The organism is Paenibacillus sp. FSL H8-0332, from assembly GCF_037963835.1.
Lineage (GTDB): Bacteria > Bacillota > Bacilli > Paenibacillales > Paenibacillaceae > Paenibacillus_AQ > Paenibacillus_AQ rhizoplanae.
Window position 1 is genome coordinate 3,263,386 of record NZ_CP150145.1, and the last position, 18,751, is coordinate 3,282,136.

11 protein-coding genes are annotated in these 18,751 nt (G+C 54.2%); 6 read left to right on the plus strand and 5 right to left on the minus strand.

Going from position 1 to position 18,751, the window contains the following annotated elements; genetic code table 11:
- The first annotated feature begins 32 nt into the window (after positions 1-32).
- The gene (locus NST43_RS14170) at positions 33-896 is read left to right on the plus strand and encodes a glycerophosphodiester phosphodiesterase family protein (RefSeq protein WP_339225417.1); all 864 of its coding nucleotides are present in this window, start codon (positions 33-35) and stop codon (positions 894-896) included.
- Positions 897-1,049: 153 nt separating this feature from the next.
- On the opposite strand, the gene NST43_RS14175 is transcribed toward NST43_RS14170, so the two are convergent.
- Complete coding sequence (locus NST43_RS14175; protein WP_339224986.1) at positions 1,050-2,225, minus strand: serine hydrolase domain-containing protein; 1,176 nt, start codon at positions 2,223-2,225, stop codon at positions 1,050-1,052.
- A 209-nt stretch (positions 2,226-2,434) separates the two neighbouring features.
- Between NST43_RS14175 and NST43_RS14180 the strand changes: the two genes are divergently transcribed.
- On the plus strand, positions 2,435-5,941 hold the full coding sequence (locus NST43_RS14180) for a glycosyl hydrolase 53 family protein (protein WP_339224987.1): 3,507 nt from the start codon (positions 2,435-2,437) through the stop codon (positions 5,939-5,941).
- Between the two features lie 150 nt (positions 5,942-6,091).
- Here the strand turns inward: NST43_RS14180 and NST43_RS14185 are convergent, their stop codons facing one another.
- On the minus strand, positions 6,092-7,054 hold the full coding sequence (locus NST43_RS14185) for an HTH domain-containing protein (RefSeq protein ID WP_339224988.1): 963 nt from the start codon (positions 7,052-7,054) through the stop codon (positions 6,092-6,094).
- 97 nt (positions 7,055-7,151) lie between these two features.
- On the opposite strand from NST43_RS14185, the gene NST43_RS14190 reads away from it, so the two are divergent.
- Together NST43_RS14190 and NST43_RS14195 are read left to right on the plus strand one after the other, a co-directional pair.
- The gene (locus tag NST43_RS14190; protein WP_339224989.1) at positions 7,152-7,637 is read left to right on the plus strand and encodes a GyrI-like domain-containing protein; all 486 of its coding nucleotides are present in this window, start codon (positions 7,152-7,154) and stop codon (positions 7,635-7,637) included.
- Positions 7,638-7,662: 25 nt separating this feature from the next.
- Positions 7,663-8,127: a phage tail protein gene (locus tag NST43_RS14195; protein WP_339224990.1), complete on the plus strand. Its 465-nt coding sequence runs from the start codon at positions 7,663-7,665 to the stop codon at positions 8,125-8,127.
- Positions 8,128-8,250: 123 nt separating this feature from the next.
- Here the strand turns inward: NST43_RS14195 and NST43_RS14200 are convergent, their stop codons facing one another.
- Positions 8,251-9,495, minus strand: a complete 1,245-nt coding sequence (locus NST43_RS14200) for an MFS transporter (protein WP_339224991.1) — start codon at positions 9,493-9,495, stop codon at positions 8,251-8,253.
- Entirely contained in the window at positions 9,492-10,328 is an 837-nt protein-coding gene (locus NST43_RS14205) for a helix-turn-helix domain-containing protein (RefSeq protein ID WP_339224992.1), read from the minus strand. The genes NST43_RS14200 and NST43_RS14205 overlap by 4 nt, the downstream gene beginning before the upstream one ends.
- A 242-nt stretch (positions 10,329-10,570) precedes the next feature.
- On the opposite strand from NST43_RS14205, the gene NST43_RS14210 reads away from it, so the two are divergent.
- Complete coding sequence (locus NST43_RS14210) at positions 10,571-11,194, plus strand: lysozyme inhibitor LprI family protein (protein ID WP_339224993.1); 624 nt, start codon at positions 10,571-10,573, stop codon at positions 11,192-11,194.
- A gap of 80 nt (positions 11,195-11,274) precedes the next feature.
- Here NST43_RS14210 and NST43_RS14215 read toward each other — a convergent pair whose 3' ends face one another.
- Positions 11,275-12,009 (minus strand): DUF1835 domain-containing protein, encoded by a 735-nt coding sequence (locus NST43_RS14215; protein ID WP_339224994.1) that lies wholly within the window; start codon positions 12,007-12,009, stop codon positions 11,275-11,277.
- A gap of 201 nt (positions 12,010-12,210) precedes the next feature.
- On the opposite strand from NST43_RS14215, the gene NST43_RS14220 reads away from it, so the two are divergent.
- A complete protein-coding gene (locus tag NST43_RS14220) occupies positions 12,211-18,606 on the plus strand; it encodes a GDSL-type esterase/lipase family protein (RefSeq protein ID WP_339224995.1) in 6,396 nt (2,131 codons plus the stop codon).
- The last annotated feature ends 145 nt before the right edge of the window (positions 18,607-18,751 follow it).

Consider the following 18,751-nt stretch of genomic DNA (forward strand, 5'->3'; position numbering starts at 1 on the left):
GACATAAGGGTTATTTTATCGGTGTGCATATAATGATGGTGATCTTCCTGTTCTCCACACTGTACGCTTATTCTCCGGCGATCCGGGTGAAGGTGAAAGAGATCATCGAGCCTGCGGACAAGGTCTATACGATTGCCCACCGCGGGGCGTCAGGTTATGCGCCTGAGAATACGCTTCCCGCCTTCCAGCTGGCCGCCCAGATGAAGGCCGATTCCATTGAGCTGGATGTTCATTTAACCAAGGATCTAATTCCCGTTGTCATTCATGATGAGACCGTGAACCGGACCACGGACGGCAAGGGCTATGTGAAGAACATGACCCTGGAGCAGCTCAGGCAGCTTGATGCCGGTTCATGGTTCAATCAGGACTACCCGATGTTCGCCAGGGATCTCTATATTGGTGTTACCATCCCGACCCTGGATGAAGTGTTCGACAAATTGGGCAGTGACATCAACTACGTCATTGAAATTAAGGACCCTCCTCCGAAGTATAATATAGAAGAAATTCTGAACGAAACCATTAAGAATCATCACCTGGAAAAGCTGGTAGCCATCCACTCCTTCAGCGCCGCCAGCCTAAAGAGGTTCCATGCCATTAACCCGGACATTCCCTTATATCAGCTTGTCTGGAATGATTATGCGGCTTCGAGGGTGACTCAGTCCTATCTGGATACCGTGAAGACCTATGCCGTAGGCATCAGCCCGAATTTCCAGGGAATCAGCGCAGCTTATGTAGCTCAGGTGAAGAGGGCCGGACTCAAGATCATCCCGTACACGGTGAACTACCAGCTCAACATGGATAAAGCCTATTCCTGGGGAGTCGACGGTGTGCATACGAATTATCCCGACCGCTTCCTTGAGGTGATTGCCGCCAACAGGGCAAATGCCAAATGGTAGGAGTGGACTCTCCGTAGTATATTAAGTGCCCTTTTTCCAACTGTTCCCTGGAGAGGGCTGTTCTGTTCAGGAGCAAGTGGAGAAAATCCACCTGTTTCTGGAAGCACCTAATTCCAGCTTCTCAAATTTAGTGAATCCATACAGCTTCGTCGCTTAAAATGCACTCAACACGATATTCCGCAGCTTGCGTGTAATCGGCATGGTACCGGAATCCTTCTTCTGGATCATGAACAAGATGGTCAGACGTTCTAGCGGACAATTGGCAAAATAAGCTCCCAGCCAGCCGTCCCAGCCGTATTCTCCCAGGCTGCCAAGTCCGCCCGCCTGGGCAGGATCGGTCAGGACACGCATCTGATTGCCGTAGCTGTAGCCTTGCAGCGAATGCCAAGGATTGAAGCCTTGCTGCTGCGAGTGGGTCAAGCTGGCCGAGGTCATAAACTGAACGGTGCGGGGCTTCAGCAGCTGCACCCCGTTCAAGCTGCCCTGATTCATCAGCATGGTGGTGAATTTGGCAGCATCCTCAATGGTTGAGACCAGCCCGGCTCCGCCTGCTTCGTAGGCCGGCTCCCGGTCCATATGATGGCTGACACCCAGGTGACTCGCCGAATACCGGGTCAAGCCGCCTTCGCCGTCATCCTGGTAGACGCAAGCCAGCCGGTCTCTCTTGTCTTCGGGCAGCCAAAAGCCGGTATCGTTCATTTGCAGCGGACCGAAGATCTCCTGCTGCAGGAATTCGCCGTACCGCATACCGCTGACGACTTCAACTAATGCACCTAGAACATCCGCAGAGGTTCCATACTGCCAGGAGGTTCCCGGGTCGAAAGACAGCGGGCCTTCGCCCAGCCGATTGGCGAATTCCTGTGTGCTCATCGGGTTCGTGCCAAGCAGGCGGCTGTTCAGTTCCTGGTACAGCGCCTCCGTATACTGACCCGCCAGGTCTTCTCCGCCGTAGACCAGGCCGGAGGTCATGTTCAGCAGGTCATTAATATCAACCTCCCGGCTAACGGGCACAAGCTCGCCGTTCTTTCCCACCTTCTGATTTTTAAATCCGGGTATGTACTGGCTAACCGGATCGAACAGGTCGATCTCCCCGCGCTCCAGAAGCAGCATAACGGCTGCGGCCGTAACCGGCTTCGTCATCGAGTATAAACGGAAGATTGAATCTCTGGACATTTTGCATCCAGCTTCAATGTCGGCAAAGCCGTCTTCGTGATACCAGCTTTCTTGTCCGTCCTGAATCACCATGAAGTTCGCACCGGCGATTTCCTTATTGGCAATGCTTGCGCTCAGCGCTTTGGTGATTAGACGGGTAGTGTTTGAATCGAGCATCTCTAGGTCTCCTTTGGTATGATCCGTTATCTATATTCCAGGGTGAATAGCATTTCACATAGAGAACATTATACGTCTTTCAGAGTGAAATGTAAGCGCATTTCAGTAAAAGAATTGAATAAGTATGGGTTTTCGTTGCTTCGCCTAATTCAATGTTACCTTCCTGGTCATTTATACTAACGGAGAGACTATTACAGGGAGGTAATATTTTGAAACTGAGAACAAGATGGCTTGCGGCAGTTCTTACTTTTACAATGCTAATCATGTCGCTGACTGGACTTGGATTACCGGCACAAGCCGGAGCGGTTCCTATTCCGCAATCCTTCGCCAAAGGCGCAGATGTCAGCTGGCTGCCGCAAATGGAAGCTGAGGGCCATAAATTCTATAACGATCAGGGAGTCGAAGAGGACCTGCTCCAGATTCTGAAGGATCACGGGATTGATTCCATCCGCATCCGGGCTTTTGTCAATCCGTCAGATGATCCGATTAACGGGCATAACAGTACAGAAGAGATGGTTCTGCTGGCATCCCGTGTAAGCGCTCTCGGATTCAGGGTGATGGTTGATCTGCACTACAGTGATTCCTGGGCCGATCCCGGGAAGCAGGTTACACCGGCAGCATGGGAGAGCGATAACCTGGAGCAGCTGAAGGCGCATGTCTCGGAGTACACCACAGAGGTGATGCAGGCGCTGAAGGACGCGGGAGTAACCCCCGAATGGGTGCAGATTGGCAATGAGATTAATAACGGGATGATGCACCCGCTGGGCAGCTATAGCAATACAGCGAATCTGGTGCAATTGATTCAGGCGGGGTCACATGCGGCCAAGGCTGTTTTTCCTGAGACCAAAATCATTATTCACAGAGCCAACGGAGCAGATAGCGGTGTAGATCCTTTCTATGCCGGTCTGGTCGAAGCAGGGCTTAAGGACAGCGATTATGACATCATCGGGTTATCCTATTACCCGGATTCTATCTATACTTCTTCCATTAATGAACTATCCTCCAACATGAATCTTCTGGCTGCAAAATACGGCAAAGAGGTCATGGTCGTCGAGGTTGGCGGCGATGTGAGCAAGAATGTGGATAATGTATACAACATGCTGGTTGCTGTTCAGAATGGCGTGAAGGCTGTGCCTGGCGGCCAGGGAACAGGTGTGTTTTATTGGGCACCAGAGGGAGTCTATTTCGGATATGGGCTGTCTGCCTGGAACCCGGACGGAACGCCTTCCTTCGCGATGGATGCTTTTATGGATGGTGCTTCTGCAATCAACCGGGTCCCGGTTCAGTCGGTAAAAGTGGAAAAGCAGGCCGCTATCCTAGAAGTAGGAGGAACCGGCAGCGTGAAGGCAACGATCAGCCCTGGGAATGCAACCTACAAGGGGCTGACCTTCACCAGCTCTGATGAAGCCATCGTCAAGGTAGACAAGTATAAAGGAACGATCTCCGGGCTTGCTGCCGGGACCTCTACAGTAACAGCGGTTACGTATGACGGCGGATTTACAGATTCAACTGAGATCACAGTCTCGCCAAGCACAAGCTTCATTCAGAATCCAGGCTTCGAGGACGGGCTGAATGGCTGGACTGTAAGCGGCGACAGCACGGCGGTCAATGTGGAGTCGGATGCCCATTCCGGTTCGGCTGCACTGCACTACTGGAGCTCAGGGGCTGCGGAATTCCAAATCTCCCAGACGGTCACAGGACTAGAGAATGGAACCTATCAGCTATCCGCATGGGTCTCGGGTAACGGCGGGGAAGAGACCGCTGAGATTTTTGCGGGCAATCAGAAGCAGCAGTTCGTCAACACAGGCTGGCAGCAATGGAGTAATCCAACCATCGATACCATTGAGGTTACAGATGGAACACTGAGTATTGGCGCTAATCTGAAATACCCGGGAGACAAGTGGGGAAATATTGATGATTTCAAGCTGGTCAAAAAAGCCGGAGCCGTCAGCACCGATCATCTAACGGTCAACGGCGCTAAGTCCGACTGGTATCTGAGCGGCACCAAGCCCGCTACCTTCGGGGACAGCAAAGCTTCAGGCGGCTTCGATTACGGGGATGACAAGCCGATTAACTTCAACCTTACTCATGAAATGACCGGACTGGAGCCCGGAACCTATACCCTCCAGGCCAAAATCTTCGGGGATAAGGGTGATCCTTCCCCAGGTTCGGTGATGTATGTGGTCTCCGAGGGACAGACGTATTCGGTGCCTGTTACCTATTCAGGCAGCGCCTGGCTGAAGCCCCGGACTCTGACGCTAAAGCATGTGCACATAGGGGAAGACGGCAGCGCATCGCTGGGCTTCAAGGTCATCACGGACTCGGATAATCATTACGGCTATCTGCAAGAGGTGACCTTCGTGCGTAATAGCACAACTACACCTGAGGTTCCAAGTGAACCGAGTGAACCAAGTGAACCTGTAACACCTCCGGTAACAGATCCGGTGACACCTCCAGTAACGGAACCGGGAACAAGCCCGGAAGAGAATCCTGTACCAAGTCCGGCAGCCAGTCCTGTGCCAAGCCCGACTACGGCACCAGGAACGGACTCCGGTTCAGGCTGGACAGCACCGCAGGCAACAGCTCAAGCATCAGCTACACCGCCAGCCACGCCGCAGCCGGAGATTCTGACTGTAACTGAGCCGAAGGTGAATGCACAGAATAAGATTGTGATTCCACTGGCTGAGGGTCAGAGTGAAGTAAGAATTCCCGCTGACGCCGCGGCCCTTAAGGGAATAGCCGGCCTGAAGATGGAAGGCAAGACGGTGGCTGTAGAGATTCCAGGCCAGGTTGTTCAGCAGCTTCAAGGCTTAGCCGGGCAGCAGCAGAAGGGCTCGATGATCTCTGTCGTGCTTGAGCCATGGTCCCTAGAGCAGAAGACGGCCTGGACACTTCGGGCCAATACCAAGAGTGAGGCTGAACTGAGAACAGCCGGAGAAATGTTCAATCTCAGTCTGTCTCTGCTGAATCAGCAGGGAGTTAAGACTCCGCCGACCTCCTTCGCGGAACCTGTTACGCTTCGCTTGAAGGTTCAGGAGAACGGGAACCCGATGCTTGCAGGTGTCTATGCGGCCGCAGACGATGGAACGCTTGAATATGCAGGCGGAACCTGGGAACAGTCCGTATTGACTGCACAGGTACGGCAATCCGGCAATTATGCTGTACTGGAGTATGACAAGAGCTTTGCAGATGTGAGTCCGGCGGATTGGGCCTACTCAGTGATTAAAGAGATGGCTGCCAAGCATATTATCGCGGGCGACCGGGAAGGACGCTTCGCACCGAAGAGAGAAGTGACCCGGGCCGAATTCGTTACGATGCTTGTCCGTGCCCTTGGGCTGAAGGCGGAAGGCCTGAGTTCGTTCGCTGACGTAGACAGCAGCAAGTGGTATTCGGGCGATGTAGCCGCCGCTTTTGCAGTCGGAATCGTTAAAGGGGACTCTACCGGCAAGTTCGCCCCCGAGTCGCGTATTACGCGGCAAGAGATGGCAACGCTGCTTGTGAGAGCCTACGAGCTGCGCTCTGGAAGCAAGGCTCCGGCAGGTTCCTTGCCAGCTTTTGCCGATGCCGGGAAGATTGACAGCTGGGCCAAGGAGGCCGTGACTGCCGCCGGTTCACTGGGCTTCATTACGGGAACTCCGGACGGATTCTTCATGCCCCAGACCAATGCGACGCGCGCAGAGTGTGCGAAGGTATTGAGTTTGCTGCTTAATCTGTGAGCAAGAGAATAAGAGTGTAAGTAGAAGTAGAGCAGCGATTCTCCTGGTTAGGGAGCGCTGCTCTTTTTACTGGCATGGGATAGTGTGCTGGAAGGCGAAGGGGCCGAGCCGGATGTAGACGGAAAACCGATCACATTGGGCGCGCGTTTCCTAATGATGATACAGGTATACCCTCGCTTGCAGCTCCGCTCGTACTTCATCTGGCACTTCCTTCATCGTAAGGTCATCGCCCAGGAACAACAGCCAATTCGTGACTTCTTTCAGCTCCTCCGTGCGGTTCACCTCGACCTCCATTTTCAGAATAGCGGTAGTTTGGTAGGGGTTAGTATAGGACAGCGCCACCCTGAACGGGTGATATTTGCGGTATTGGGCAATGGCCCGGGGACCGAGCTCCAGGACAAGGTTGTTCTTCACCTGCTGCTTGCTCAGCTTCTCCTGAATTTTTTTCCCGCTTGGCCTGTTGGAGCCCGGGTAGGGGATGACATCAGTTAGCTGATCAACCGGGATGATCCGTTTCCTGGAGGCGTCCAGGTCGAAGCACTCGATGAGCCACAGGCTTTTCTCCTGGTAGAGACGTAAAAGATACACAGCATAAGAGATATCCTTCTGGTCTTCCCGGCAGGTAATTAGCAGATATCGGTCCACCAATAGGAGCCGGATCAGCTTGTCCAGCATAGGGTGGGGGAGATCGGACAAGTCCAGCAGATCGGGATTGCCCGGGTGGGTGCCCTCGAACAGCAGGATCTGATTAAGTAGAACAAGCTCCTCCTGCTGATTCTCCGAGATGAGCGCCAGCAATTTCTCCGTCAGCGACTGGCGGCTCCTGAGATAAGGAAGCTGGCCGTTTCTTGTCGCCATGAAGGCAATGAACAGCGCTTTGACCTCGTTATCCGTGAACCGGACCACCGGAAGGATAGAGTTACGCATAACGGAATACCCGCCATCCCGGCCCACCTCAGCGACCAGCGGCATCCCGAGCGCCTCGATCTCACGGATATCCCGCTGGGCAGTCGAACGCGAAATATTGAATTCCCGCATGATTTCCGTCAGGGTAAAATGGGCACGATTGTTAATGTACCGCATGATGATGTTGATCCGTTCTACTTTTTTCATGGCGGCTCCTAAACAGGTTCATTTTTTGACATGATTCAAGGTTATCATATACATAGCAGGTGAGGAACATAAATATGAATAAAGGCGGGATATGACAATGGCAGGGTATACTATTGCAGAGAAAGACAGCTTTACGGTGATTGGTCTGGGCGTTGATCTTAAGAGTGATTACACGGATTATGCCGGGATATATAAGGAGAAGGCGGATTTTTGGCAGGCGGTCAGTGAAGATGGCAGGCTCGATTTGTTAAAAGGGATTGCGGCGAATAACTATGTGTTTGTGGTGAACGAAGCGGTAAACGGCAAGATGATGCATTATGCCGGGGTAATGGCAGGTGCAGCCGCACAGATTCCGCAGGAAGCCCGGGTGATTCAATTCCCGAAGGGGGAATACCTCGTAGTGGCAGGCGAAGGAGCGACAACGGAGGAATTAAGCAACACCTTGACGGGCCTGGCCTTCGGACAAGCTTTGCCGCAAGCAGAAGGATACGCCTACGTAGGAGGACCGAATGCGGCTGTGGAGATGGGCAGCCGGGACGGCTCGCTGTATGGTGAAATGTGGATTCCTGTCATAAGAAATTAAGTAACGTAATGGAGGATAACTAACTATGGCATACACAGTTGATTTCAAAGAGGTGTCTTTGCAAGGCCTGGAGTCGTCTCCGGTTGCTGAGGCGCTGGCGGGATTACGTGCGAATGAGGCGCGCTATTTCATGAACAAATATAAGCATGAATTCACAGTCGTTCCGGCCAGTGAAAGCCAGGAGACGCTGGATTACGTGAACGGGATTCTGAGCAAGGAGCGGGGTCTTGAATTTGCTGCCAAGCCACTGGAAACCTCGCAGTTCCAGGTCGAGAACATCCGGTTCGCCTACGTTTTCTATGAGGATGGTCTTGCGCTTAATGTGATGTACACAGTGGATGACCCCAAGAAGCGGGCGGTCGGCTTCAAGCTCTCGGAGGGAATGGAGATTCCGAAGGAGCTGGCGGATAAGTTCAAGTTCGCGCGGCAGAAGTCGAAGCTGGCCGGAACAATCCGGGGATCGTTTTTTGTGATTAAGGGAGAGTACTAATAAAAATCCCCACAAAGTGAAGTTTAAGCTTCGGAGTCTATTCAGATACTTTGCGGGGGCCTCAAAACATAAAGGTTCTTAAAAAGGGGCTGCCAATCTGGCAGCCCCTTGTATCGTTCAAATCTACTCCGCTGTATACGTCTTCTGGGTGCGGAGAACCGGGAAGAACCGGTACATCCAGAGCACGGTAATAATCAGGGTGCCCACTCCGCCGATGACGGTTGCAGGCACGGCTCCGACCAGCCCGGCCATCGTGCCGGACTCGAATTCTCCAAGCTGGTTCGAGGTACCGATGAATAACGAATTCACTGCGTTTACCCGGCCCTGCATCTCCTGCGGCGTGTTGACCTGCACCAGTGTCGAGCGGATAACGACACTCACAACATCCGAGCCGCCGATCAGAACAAGCGCAAACAGGGACAGCCAGAAGCTGTGGGAGATGCCGAACAGCATCGTGGCCAGGGCGAAGACGACCAGCGAGGCGAACAGCATCCGGCCGATGGCCCGCTCCACCGAATAGCGGGTCAGGATGAGCGAGACGATGATCGCGCCCACCGCCGGGGCAGAGCGCAGCAGGCCCAAACCGAGCGAGCCGGTCTTCAGAATATCCTCGGCGAAGATTGGCAGCAGTGCCGTGGCCCCGCCAAGCAATACAGCGAACAAGTCCAGCGAGATCGTACCCAGGATAATCTTGCGGGCGAAGACAAACCGCAGGCCGCTGAGGAAGGTGTCCATGCTGACTGCGTCCAGCTTTTTGACGAAGTGAACAGTCTTGACGAAGAAGATCAGCACTGTAGATACCAGCAACGCGGCAAGCGAGGCGATATAAGCGGCAGCTGTACCCCAGACCACGAGGACGCCCCCGAGGGACGGGCCGACGATCATCGCCGTCTGCATTGCAGACGCGGACCAGGCCGCTGCCTTCGGGAGCTGATCCCGATCCACAATGTCCGGCACCAGCGCTGCCGAGGCCGGACTCTCGAAGGTACGGCACGCGCCAAGCACTGCTGCGGCTGCCAGCAGGTGGACCGCGCCGAGCCAGCCTTCGATGCTGCCGAAGACGAGCAGCAGCACGATGAGGCACTCTGTAAGCTGGCACAGGAACACAATGGTTCGGCGGTCATAGCGGTCTGCCGTCTGTCCGGCAGGCAATGTCAGCAGCAGCATGGGCAGGAATTGGGCCAGCCCGACCAGTCCAAGCTGATAGGCGCTGCTGGTCAGCGCATACATCTGCCAGCCAATCGCCACCGACAGCATCTGGAAGGCGCTGGTGGAGAAGATCCGCGCGATCCATAGGCGCAGGAACGAACGGTTATGCAGTACAGACGAGCGTGGAGTATTCATATCTGGTGTATTCAATGTATTCAACGGGTGTCTTCCTCCAAGCGATAGGGATGGGGTTCAGTTGCGGGGGCCAGCTTCCGCCCGCGCATCTCAGGGTGTTCCTGGAATATTAAGGAGTAATTCTTGCCGTAACGCGCCTCCAGCTCCGTGGCGAAATCCTGCTCTATACGCATCATCACGACATCGTGATAATAAGACGTCTGTAGGACATCCAGCACAGCCGGATGGTTGCTCTCCAGCGCCGAAGCCTGCGAATGGCGGGTGAAGCTGCCCAGAAGCGAGGTCTCCTTATCCAGCAGGAGCGAGAAGTTCCGGGCGGCCTTCGGCCCGCCTGCAGGTACGCTATGCACAATGACACGCGACAGCGCTGTAGGTATGTCACCTATCACCATCAGGTGGACGGTAATTCCCCGCTCTTCGGCAGCAAGAAGTGTGTCTTCTATCTGGTGCAAATCCTCCGCCCAAATATCTACCAGAATCTCCGTGCTGGCATTGGCAGCAAGCCGCCTTACCGCCAGATCCACCTGCGCGTCTCCCTTCCAGTTGCTGAAGAAGGGCGGTGCGGCAGGCAGGTGGGTCAGCTCGTTCTCCAGTAGGCGGGCGGTGCGCTCAAATTCCGCCTGAAGCAGCTTAACGACCTGCCTTACCGGAATTGCAGCGAAGGTAACCGGCTCGCCTTCGATTGTCCGGCAGACTCCTTTATCTACCAGACTGCGCAGCGCGGCATATACATTGGACCGGGACACGGACACCTGCTTGGCGACCTCATAGCCCGAGGAGGGCGGCTGGCCGTGCAGCGCGAGATAGCAGCGGGCTTCCAGATCGGATAAGCCGAGCTTGCGTAATGCTTCAATCATGGGTGAACCGCCTTTCTGTGAGTGTGTAATGCTTCGTTGTAGTTTGTTACAAGTAGGAGTATTTCAAAATACTACTCCGATCATAAAGTGCTGTCAAGCAGCAATATCCGGCCTGCGGCAGCACCGGGCGTCTCACAAAAATGATTACAGTCGGGTGAAATCAGGTAATAACTCTCAAGACGGCTTTAAAAGCCGATATGCAAGAGAGTCTCGACTATAAACCAATGACAGGATGAGGACTTATGCGAAAAGCAATTCTGACAACCATGCTCATCTCCAGTCTGCTAATGGCTGGCTGCGGCAATAACGAGGCGGCGAATGGCGGTACGGCGGCTACTCCAGAGACCGGACAGGCAGCGACGGCAAGCCCGGAGGTCACACCAGAGATCACGCCGGAACCGGCAGCTGAGGCTACCGCAGAGCCTGCACCGGAAGCTACGGCACAGGCACCAGCGCAGACGACCGCACCGGAAGCCACGCCGAAGGCCAGTGCGGCGGCGGGGGATTCGCAGCGGCAGACTTATTTTGACAAGCTGGATAAGATTGAAGCGGGCCTTGGCGATCTGAAGGCTCTGTCGGACAGCGGCGTAACGGCAGATATGAAGGAAGCGGCCTCCAAGGAGCATGAGCGCTGGGACAAGGCGCTGAATGAAATCTACCAGGAGCTTAAAGCGCAGCTTCCCGAAGCCGATATGGCGAAACTGAAAGAGGAGCAGCTAAGCTGGATCAAAGAACGCGATAAGGCGGCAGAGGAAGCCGCTGCCAAATATAAGGGCGGAACAATGGAGGGACTGGAGTACGCGGCGACCTTGGCTTCAGTGACGAAGGAACGTTGTTATAAGCTGGTGGAGTTGTATATGAAATAATCAAATAACGCAGCAGCTCTCTCGTAAGGGGCCGCTGCGCTATTTTTTTGACCATTTGTATGGCTGATCAATTATTAATATTAACTTAATCCCTTCCTGACCTTATTGCGCTCTTGCTCCACTTCCAGTTCAATAACGGACCTAAGAATTACCTCATCCAGCGCGCTTTCATCACAGCTAATAATGGCAGCATCTTCCCATAGACGCAGCATTTGATTTTCCTCCGCCAGCCTCAGCCAATCTGCTTCGTATTCCTTTCTCTGATTAGATTCAAGGGGGAGGCCTTGACTATATTTTTTGACGATAAGCAAGTAACTCTCCTGATCGATGGCGCCGCTATAAAAGGGTACGACACCATCAGTGCTTTGAATCCCGGCTGATTGATATTGTTCTGTGACATTAACCATATGCACTGGCTGTATACGATCCCGCAACAAATGCAATACGAAACGCAGCCCGGTCTGGTCATGCGCATTATCCGCCACCCAAATGACAATTATGGCATGGTGCGGGATGCTCTTCACGGTCTGTGCCATGCGGACAAGCTGATTCTCTTGGTTGTAATGCTGGCTGATGCTGTAATCCTCATCACGTTCCATCATCCATAGATGCCTGTTCTGCATTCCGGGTATTGTATCCAAGCCTGATAAGGGCCCAATTGAGAACAATTCATTAAAAGACAGTACTTGGCTTGTCTCACGTATGCCGAGGGCGCTGAGCGTTACTTTTAAGGAACCCGCATCCGACATGCCGAAAAGAATATGTACATATTCTTGATCAATTCGTTCATTCATATCTCCCTGTGCCTTTTCCATAAACACCCTCCCAACCAATCATATCAAACTATAATACCACATATTGGAACTTAACTTACCCGTTATAAAAGTCGATTCTAGGCTGAAAGTGCTTTTTTTTGAGCAGAATGGATTCCCATTATTTGATACACTTGTGCATATTTAGTGGTGTGGTGTAAGGCCGCTGAATGGAAATCTAGAATCATAGGAGGAGTTAAGTCCATGGGTAGAAAAAAGAGGTCTCTTAAGAAATCATTGCTCACATTCTTATTATCCTGTCTGCTGGTCTTACCGCTTGCTCTCCCGCCCGCTCCGGCACATGCAGCTTCTACCGGAAATCTTCCCGCCAGGCAGGCAGAATATCTGGACCGCGGGTTGGTGGCGGTTCTGACGGATGGCGGCGTCTTTTTGAGCTGGAGGTACATGAATACGGATTCAGATGAAATCGCTTACAATGTCTATAAAAACGGGATTAAGGTCAACCCGGATCCGATCGTAGACTCTACCAACTATGTGGATGCGACGGGGGCGGACAGCTCGCAATATCAGATTTCTGCGATTGTTGCGGGGAAGGAGGAAATGCAGCCCGGGCGGGCAGCGGTGTGGCATAACGACTATCTGCCGATTCCGCTGGATAAGCCTGCTGATGGCCGGACCAAAGACGGGGGGACGTATTCCTATTACGCCGGAGATGCCTCTGTTGGGGATCTGGACGGGGACGGGGAATATGAGATCGTTTTCTTGTGGAGTCCCAGCAATTCGAAGGATAATTCACAAGCCGGCTATACCGGGAACGTCTACATCGATGCGGTCAAAATGGACGGCACCAAGCTCTGGCGCATTGACCTTGGCGTGAACATCCGGGCCGGGGCGCACTATTCGCAGCTGATGGTGTATGACCTGGACGGCAACGGCAAAGCCGAGGTCGTGGTCAAGACAGCGGACGGCACCAAAGACGGCCAAGGTACAGTCATCGGTGACGGCACCAAGGATTACCGCAATGACGGAGGTTATATTCTCAGCGGGCCGGAATATCTGACACTGTTCGACGGCCAGACGGGTGCTGCTGTATCCACGGTGGACTATGATCCGCCAAGAGGCAATGTAAGCGCGTGGGGAGACGGATATGGCAACCGCGTCGACCGGTTCCTGGCCGGGATTGCTTACTTGGACGGCGTGAAGCCAAGCGTTGTTATGGCCCGTGGCTATTATACAAGAACAACGCTTACCGCATATGACTACACGAATGGCGCGTTGGTGAAGCGTTGGAACTTCGACACGAATGAAGCTGGCGCACAATATGAAGCACAGGGTAATCACAACCTGAGTGTGCTGGATGCAGACGGTGACGGCCGGGATGAGATCATGTACGGTGCGCTGGCGATAGACGATGACGGCACGCTGCTCTATAGCACCGGACTTGGACATGGAGATGCGATGCACGCCGGGAAGCTTGATCCGAACCGGGAAGGGTATCAGGTCGTCAGTGTGCATGAGCATAAGGATGCTGCTTACGGGCTGGAGATGCGCGACGCTGCAACAGGCGAGATCCTCTGGGGCCAATTTACCGGAAAAGATACCGGGCGGGGCATGTCGGCGGATATCGATCCGGAGCATCCTGGTTATGAGTCCTGGGCGTCCACGATTGTGAACGGGCAGATGGACCCGTTATCCCGCGGCTATGCAGCGGACGGTGAGGTGATCTATGAGCAGAATGAAGTCCCGCGAAGCGCAAATTTTGCAATCTGGTGGGATGGTGATCTTCAGCGGGAGCTGTTCGACCACGACTGGAATAACACTACAGCACAAGGCGTTCCGCTCATTTACAAGTGGGATTACCGGAATAAGCAGCTGAAGGAGATTTTCCGGGCGGCGGGTGCGCTAACCAATAATCATACCAAAGGCAATCCGGCACTTCAGGCGGACCTTCTGGGCGATTGGCGCGAAGAGCTGCTGCTGCGCAGCGAAGACAGTAAGGAGTACAGACTCTATACCACTACGATTCCTACAACCTACAGAATTCCAACACTAATGCAAGATCCTGTGTACCGGCTGGGGATTGCCTGGCAGAATGTAGCGTACAACCAGCCGCCGCATACCGGCTTCTATCTCGGGACGGAGGCAACGGCATTTCCCAAAGCCAATCTGACACTGACCGGCGCACCGCAACAGCTGGAGCAGGTCCACCACTTCGGGTTCGGTACGCAGCCGCCAGCCGGAACAACTTCTGTGCAGGCTACGCCTTACACGGAGGGAACGGGATATGGTTTCGAGAGCATAAGCGGAATCACGCTGGGCGAGAGCCATGCTTCCCTGCCTGAGAACACCAAGTTTGCGGTGGACCTGCCGGATGCCAATTACAAGGTGACGCTCAAGCTGGGCAGCGGAGACAGAGACTCGAACGTTGGGGTCAAATCTGAATTTGTGCAAAAGCTTGCGCTCACCCAGGTCCGTGCCGGCACACCACTGCTCTATTCCTATGACATTGCAGTGGTGGATGGCCAGTTAGAGTTTATTTTCTCCGGCACGGCTGCCGATGTGCAGGAGATTAAGATCGAGAAATACCCGCAGAAGGTCCCGGGAAGCGGAACAACCATCTATATGGCTGGTGACTCGACGATGCAGTCCTACAGCGGAATGCAGGCTCCGCAGGAAGGCTGGGGCCAGCAATTCAGTAAATACTTCAGCAGCGGAGTAACGATCCAGAATGATGCCATCGGCGGCAGAAGCAGCAAGTCGTTCATGGTGGATGGCCGTCTGGATAGTATCCTGCAGCGGATCAGGCCGGGTGATTACTTCTTCATCTCCTTCGGTCATAACGATGCCAGCGCGGGTATTCCTGACCGTTATGCCTCTCCGGCAGATTATGCAGCGTACTTGACCCGCTATGTGAACGGAGCGAAGCAGCGCGGGGCCACTCCGGTTCTGTTAACGCCGGTAGGACGCAGGGACTTCAATACGATCACTCAGGAATTCAACGTAAGCTTCCCTGAATATGTGAAGGCGGCTAAGGAAACAGCAGCCGGGCTGAACGTTCCGCTGATCGATCTGAGCCAGTTGAGTATTGCAGATTATAACCGGATCGGCCTGGCCGCTACGGAGAAGATTTTCCTCTATGCCAATCCGGGAGAATATCCGAAGTACCCGAACGGGGTCAGCGATAATACCCATTTCAGCACCTACGGCGCGCAGGTCATAGCCGGTCTGGTGGCTGGCGCAGTGAAGGAGATGGACCTCAGTATATCCCCCTTTGTGATCGATCCCGGGATCACGGAACCGGAGCCAGAGCCGGAGGTACAACGTTACGAGGAGAACTTCGAGGGCGATCCGGCCGCTGCACAATACTCGATGGTGAATGCTACGGGCACTGCCGGAACGATGGCGGGGACGGTTACAGAAGAGAACGGGAACAAGGTATTATCTGTGACGGGTTCCGGCTCCGGCAACCGCGCCAAGGTATTCCGCCTGTTCGATGCGGTGAACGGTGACATTGTGAATGTCGATTTCAACTGGCATTCCGGCAATGTGGGCGCTGTCCCGTCGGAGGGGCATCTGAGTCTGCAGGATGCGAATGAGAATCTGATCTTCACCCTGTTCACCAAGACTGGAGCGGCAAGTCCGAATACGAACATTCATTATTTTACTGGCCCGTACACACCGGACTATGGTACCGGCATCACTGCCATTCCAGGGGGCGGGACCGCTACGACTATTCCCAAGAATCAGTGGGTAAATGTTAAGCTGAAGATTGATTTTGCCGGAAAAACCCTTGATCTCACCTTAACCAGTCTCGCTAACCCAAGTGTCACCCAGACGATCCGTGATATTCCGCTGAGTCCTGGCGTCTATGCGAATAACGTTAGGGGCTTACGGTTCCTGGGTACGCGAAAAGGAGGAGGAGGTACGCTGAACTGGACCACCCGGATCGACAACGTGAAAATGGAGGGCACCAAGTTGCCGGTGGCAGCAGGCGATATGGCGGCGTTGATTGCGCTGCATCAGGAAGTGAAGGCTATCGATCTCACATCCTACACGGAAGCCTCTGTAGCTGTGGTGCATAGAGCCTTGAGCGCTGCCGAGGCGCTGATCGGAACAACAGCCTCGCAGGCGCAGATCAATCATACGGTGAATATGCTGACCGTTGCACGCGACTCACTGACCCGTGAGCCTGCTGGGGATATTAGCGCGTATTCCTTTGATTTTGGCTCCGGCAGCGCAGCAGACGGCTATACGAAGGTGGATGCCAAACGGGCCTACGTGGAAGGGAACGGCTACGGGTTCGCCGACACCGCGCTGGTCCAGGACGAGAACCGGGGAACCGGCAACCCGCTGACAGAGGACTTCACCCGTGTGAACGGGACCTCTTTCGTAGTGGAGATGAAGCCGGCGAATTACCGTGTGACGATGACCATCGGGGATGCGCAAGAAGTGACCCAGACGGGTGTTACGGCCGAGCAAATGAACAAACTGCCGGTCACCACCATCCCCTCAGGCCAATTCAAGGAAGTGACGTATGATATCGCCCTGATCGATGGCATATTTAACTTCAGCTTCTCCGGCAGTACGCCGAAGATCAACGCACTGAAGATCGAGCGCCTGCCGGAGCAGGGGGCGGCCGATAAGCCAACTCTCTATCTGGCGAGCGATTCCACAGTGGCCAATTATGCGGAGAGCTACCGTCCGCAGGCGGGTTGGGGCGAGACGCTGGGCCGTTATTTTGACACAGAGAAGATCGGCATTGATAACCGGGCAGTCGGCGGACTAAGCAGCAAAACCTTCCTGAACGGCGGATATCTCAATAATATTCTGCTCGGTATACATGAAGGAGACTATCTGTTCATGCAGTGGTCACATAACGACTCCACGCCTTCCCGGCCGGAACGTTATCTTACCCCGGAACAGTTCAAGTTGTATCTGAAGGATTACATTAACGGTGCTGTGCAGAGAGGTGCGATTCCAGTCCTGGTTACACCAGTGAACCGGAGGGATTTCAGTGGTGAAGTGCTGAACAAAAGCTTCCCGGCATACGTGCAGGCGATGAAGGAAACGGCGCAGGAGACGGGGACGCTGCTGGTTGATTTGAATCAAGCGAGCTGGGAGTATTTTCAGGAGCTGGGCACAGAAGGCACCAAGTCGATCTTCATGTGGACGGGAACCACGGAGGACAACACCCATCTGCAGATGAACGGTGCGATTAAGGTCTCGGAGCTGGTAGCGGGGCTGGTGAAGGAGCTGAATATTCCGTTGTCCGCCTTAGTTACTCTGGGAGGAGAACAAGCGGACCAGACCCCGCCGCATACGGCTGCGGCAGTGAAGGGAGCAGAGCAGAACGGCTGGTACACATCTGCGGCAGAAGTGACGTTCACCGCGAGCGATGAGCAGTCCGGGGTTGACCAGACATATTTCAAGGTGAACGGCGGGGAGCTTCAGGCCGGCAGCAAGCTGACGATAAGTGAGGAGGGCAAGTACACCCTGACCTATTGGAGTGTGGATAAAGCTGGCAACAAAGAGGCTGAGCAGACGCTGGATGTGGCGGTTGACCTCTCGCCTCCGGCGGTCGTCATTCAGGGAGAGGCACAGTATACGATTGACCAGCAGGTCGAGCTTAGCTATACGGCTTCCGATACGGTGTCCGGTGTAGCAGATCTAAGCGGCGGGTTGCTGAATGCACCTGCGTATACACTTGAACCGGGTCTGCATAAAATAACGGCCAACGTCAGCGACCTTGCTGGCCGTGAGACTAGTGTAGACTTCAGCTACAGTATTTACGCTACGTTTGCGAGCCTGGCTGAATTGACCCGGGCCTTCGCGGGTGAATCTGCAGACCCGGATGCAGCGGCGCTTGCAGAGCAGCTCGTCAGTAAGTTAATGCTGGCGGAGCAAGCGGCGGGAGCGCGTGAAGGGGCGAAGGCCCGCTCGCTGCTTGCAGCATACAGCCAGGAGGTCAGCTCTGGGGCCGCTGCGGCTTTTCCGGTGGAACAAGGGAATGTGCTAACGAGATGGGCCGCATGGCTCAGTCAGGGAATACCGCTCGCGGACAGCGCTCCAGGTATGCCGGTGCTGTCAGATAATAACGGGCATGATACAGGGCTGCGGGACGGCGATTATACGGTTACAATGAATCTCTGGTGGGGCAATAATGGCACCCGCTTCAAGCTCTATGAGAATGGCGAAAAGATTGAAGAAGGCGCACTGACAGACCAGTCACCGTCCACCCAGTCCGTGCAGATCGATATTGCCGGCAGACCGAACGGGACTTACGTCTATACGCTGGAGCTGAGCAACACGCACGGATCAGTAACAAGCGCACCCTTGACGGTGACGGTCACCGATGCCTCCCCAGGGCAAGCAGTATTATCGGGTGATAACTGGGACGGGGATGGCAGCTATGCGGTTACGATGAATCTGTGGTGGGGAACGAATGCGACTGAATACCGGCTGTATGAAAATGGCGTATTGGTTGATACCCAGACTCTACAGGCGCATAACCCGGATGCCCAGTCCGCAGTCACGGCAATCTCCGGCAAAACCCCCGGAACCTATGAATACGAAGCCGTCCTGCTCAACGCGGCAGGCGAGTCCAGATCTGCGAAGATGACAGTAACGGTGCGGAAGTGAGTGGCTGGCTGAAGAGTGAATGATGCGCGTGGTGGTGTGAATGTGTGATCGTGTGAAATCTTCTAGAAAAGCCCGGGAAACCGGGCTTTTTGTGCTTTAAGAGATGCATTTCGTAGCTTGGGTTGAGTGTGGATGGAGGAGAAGC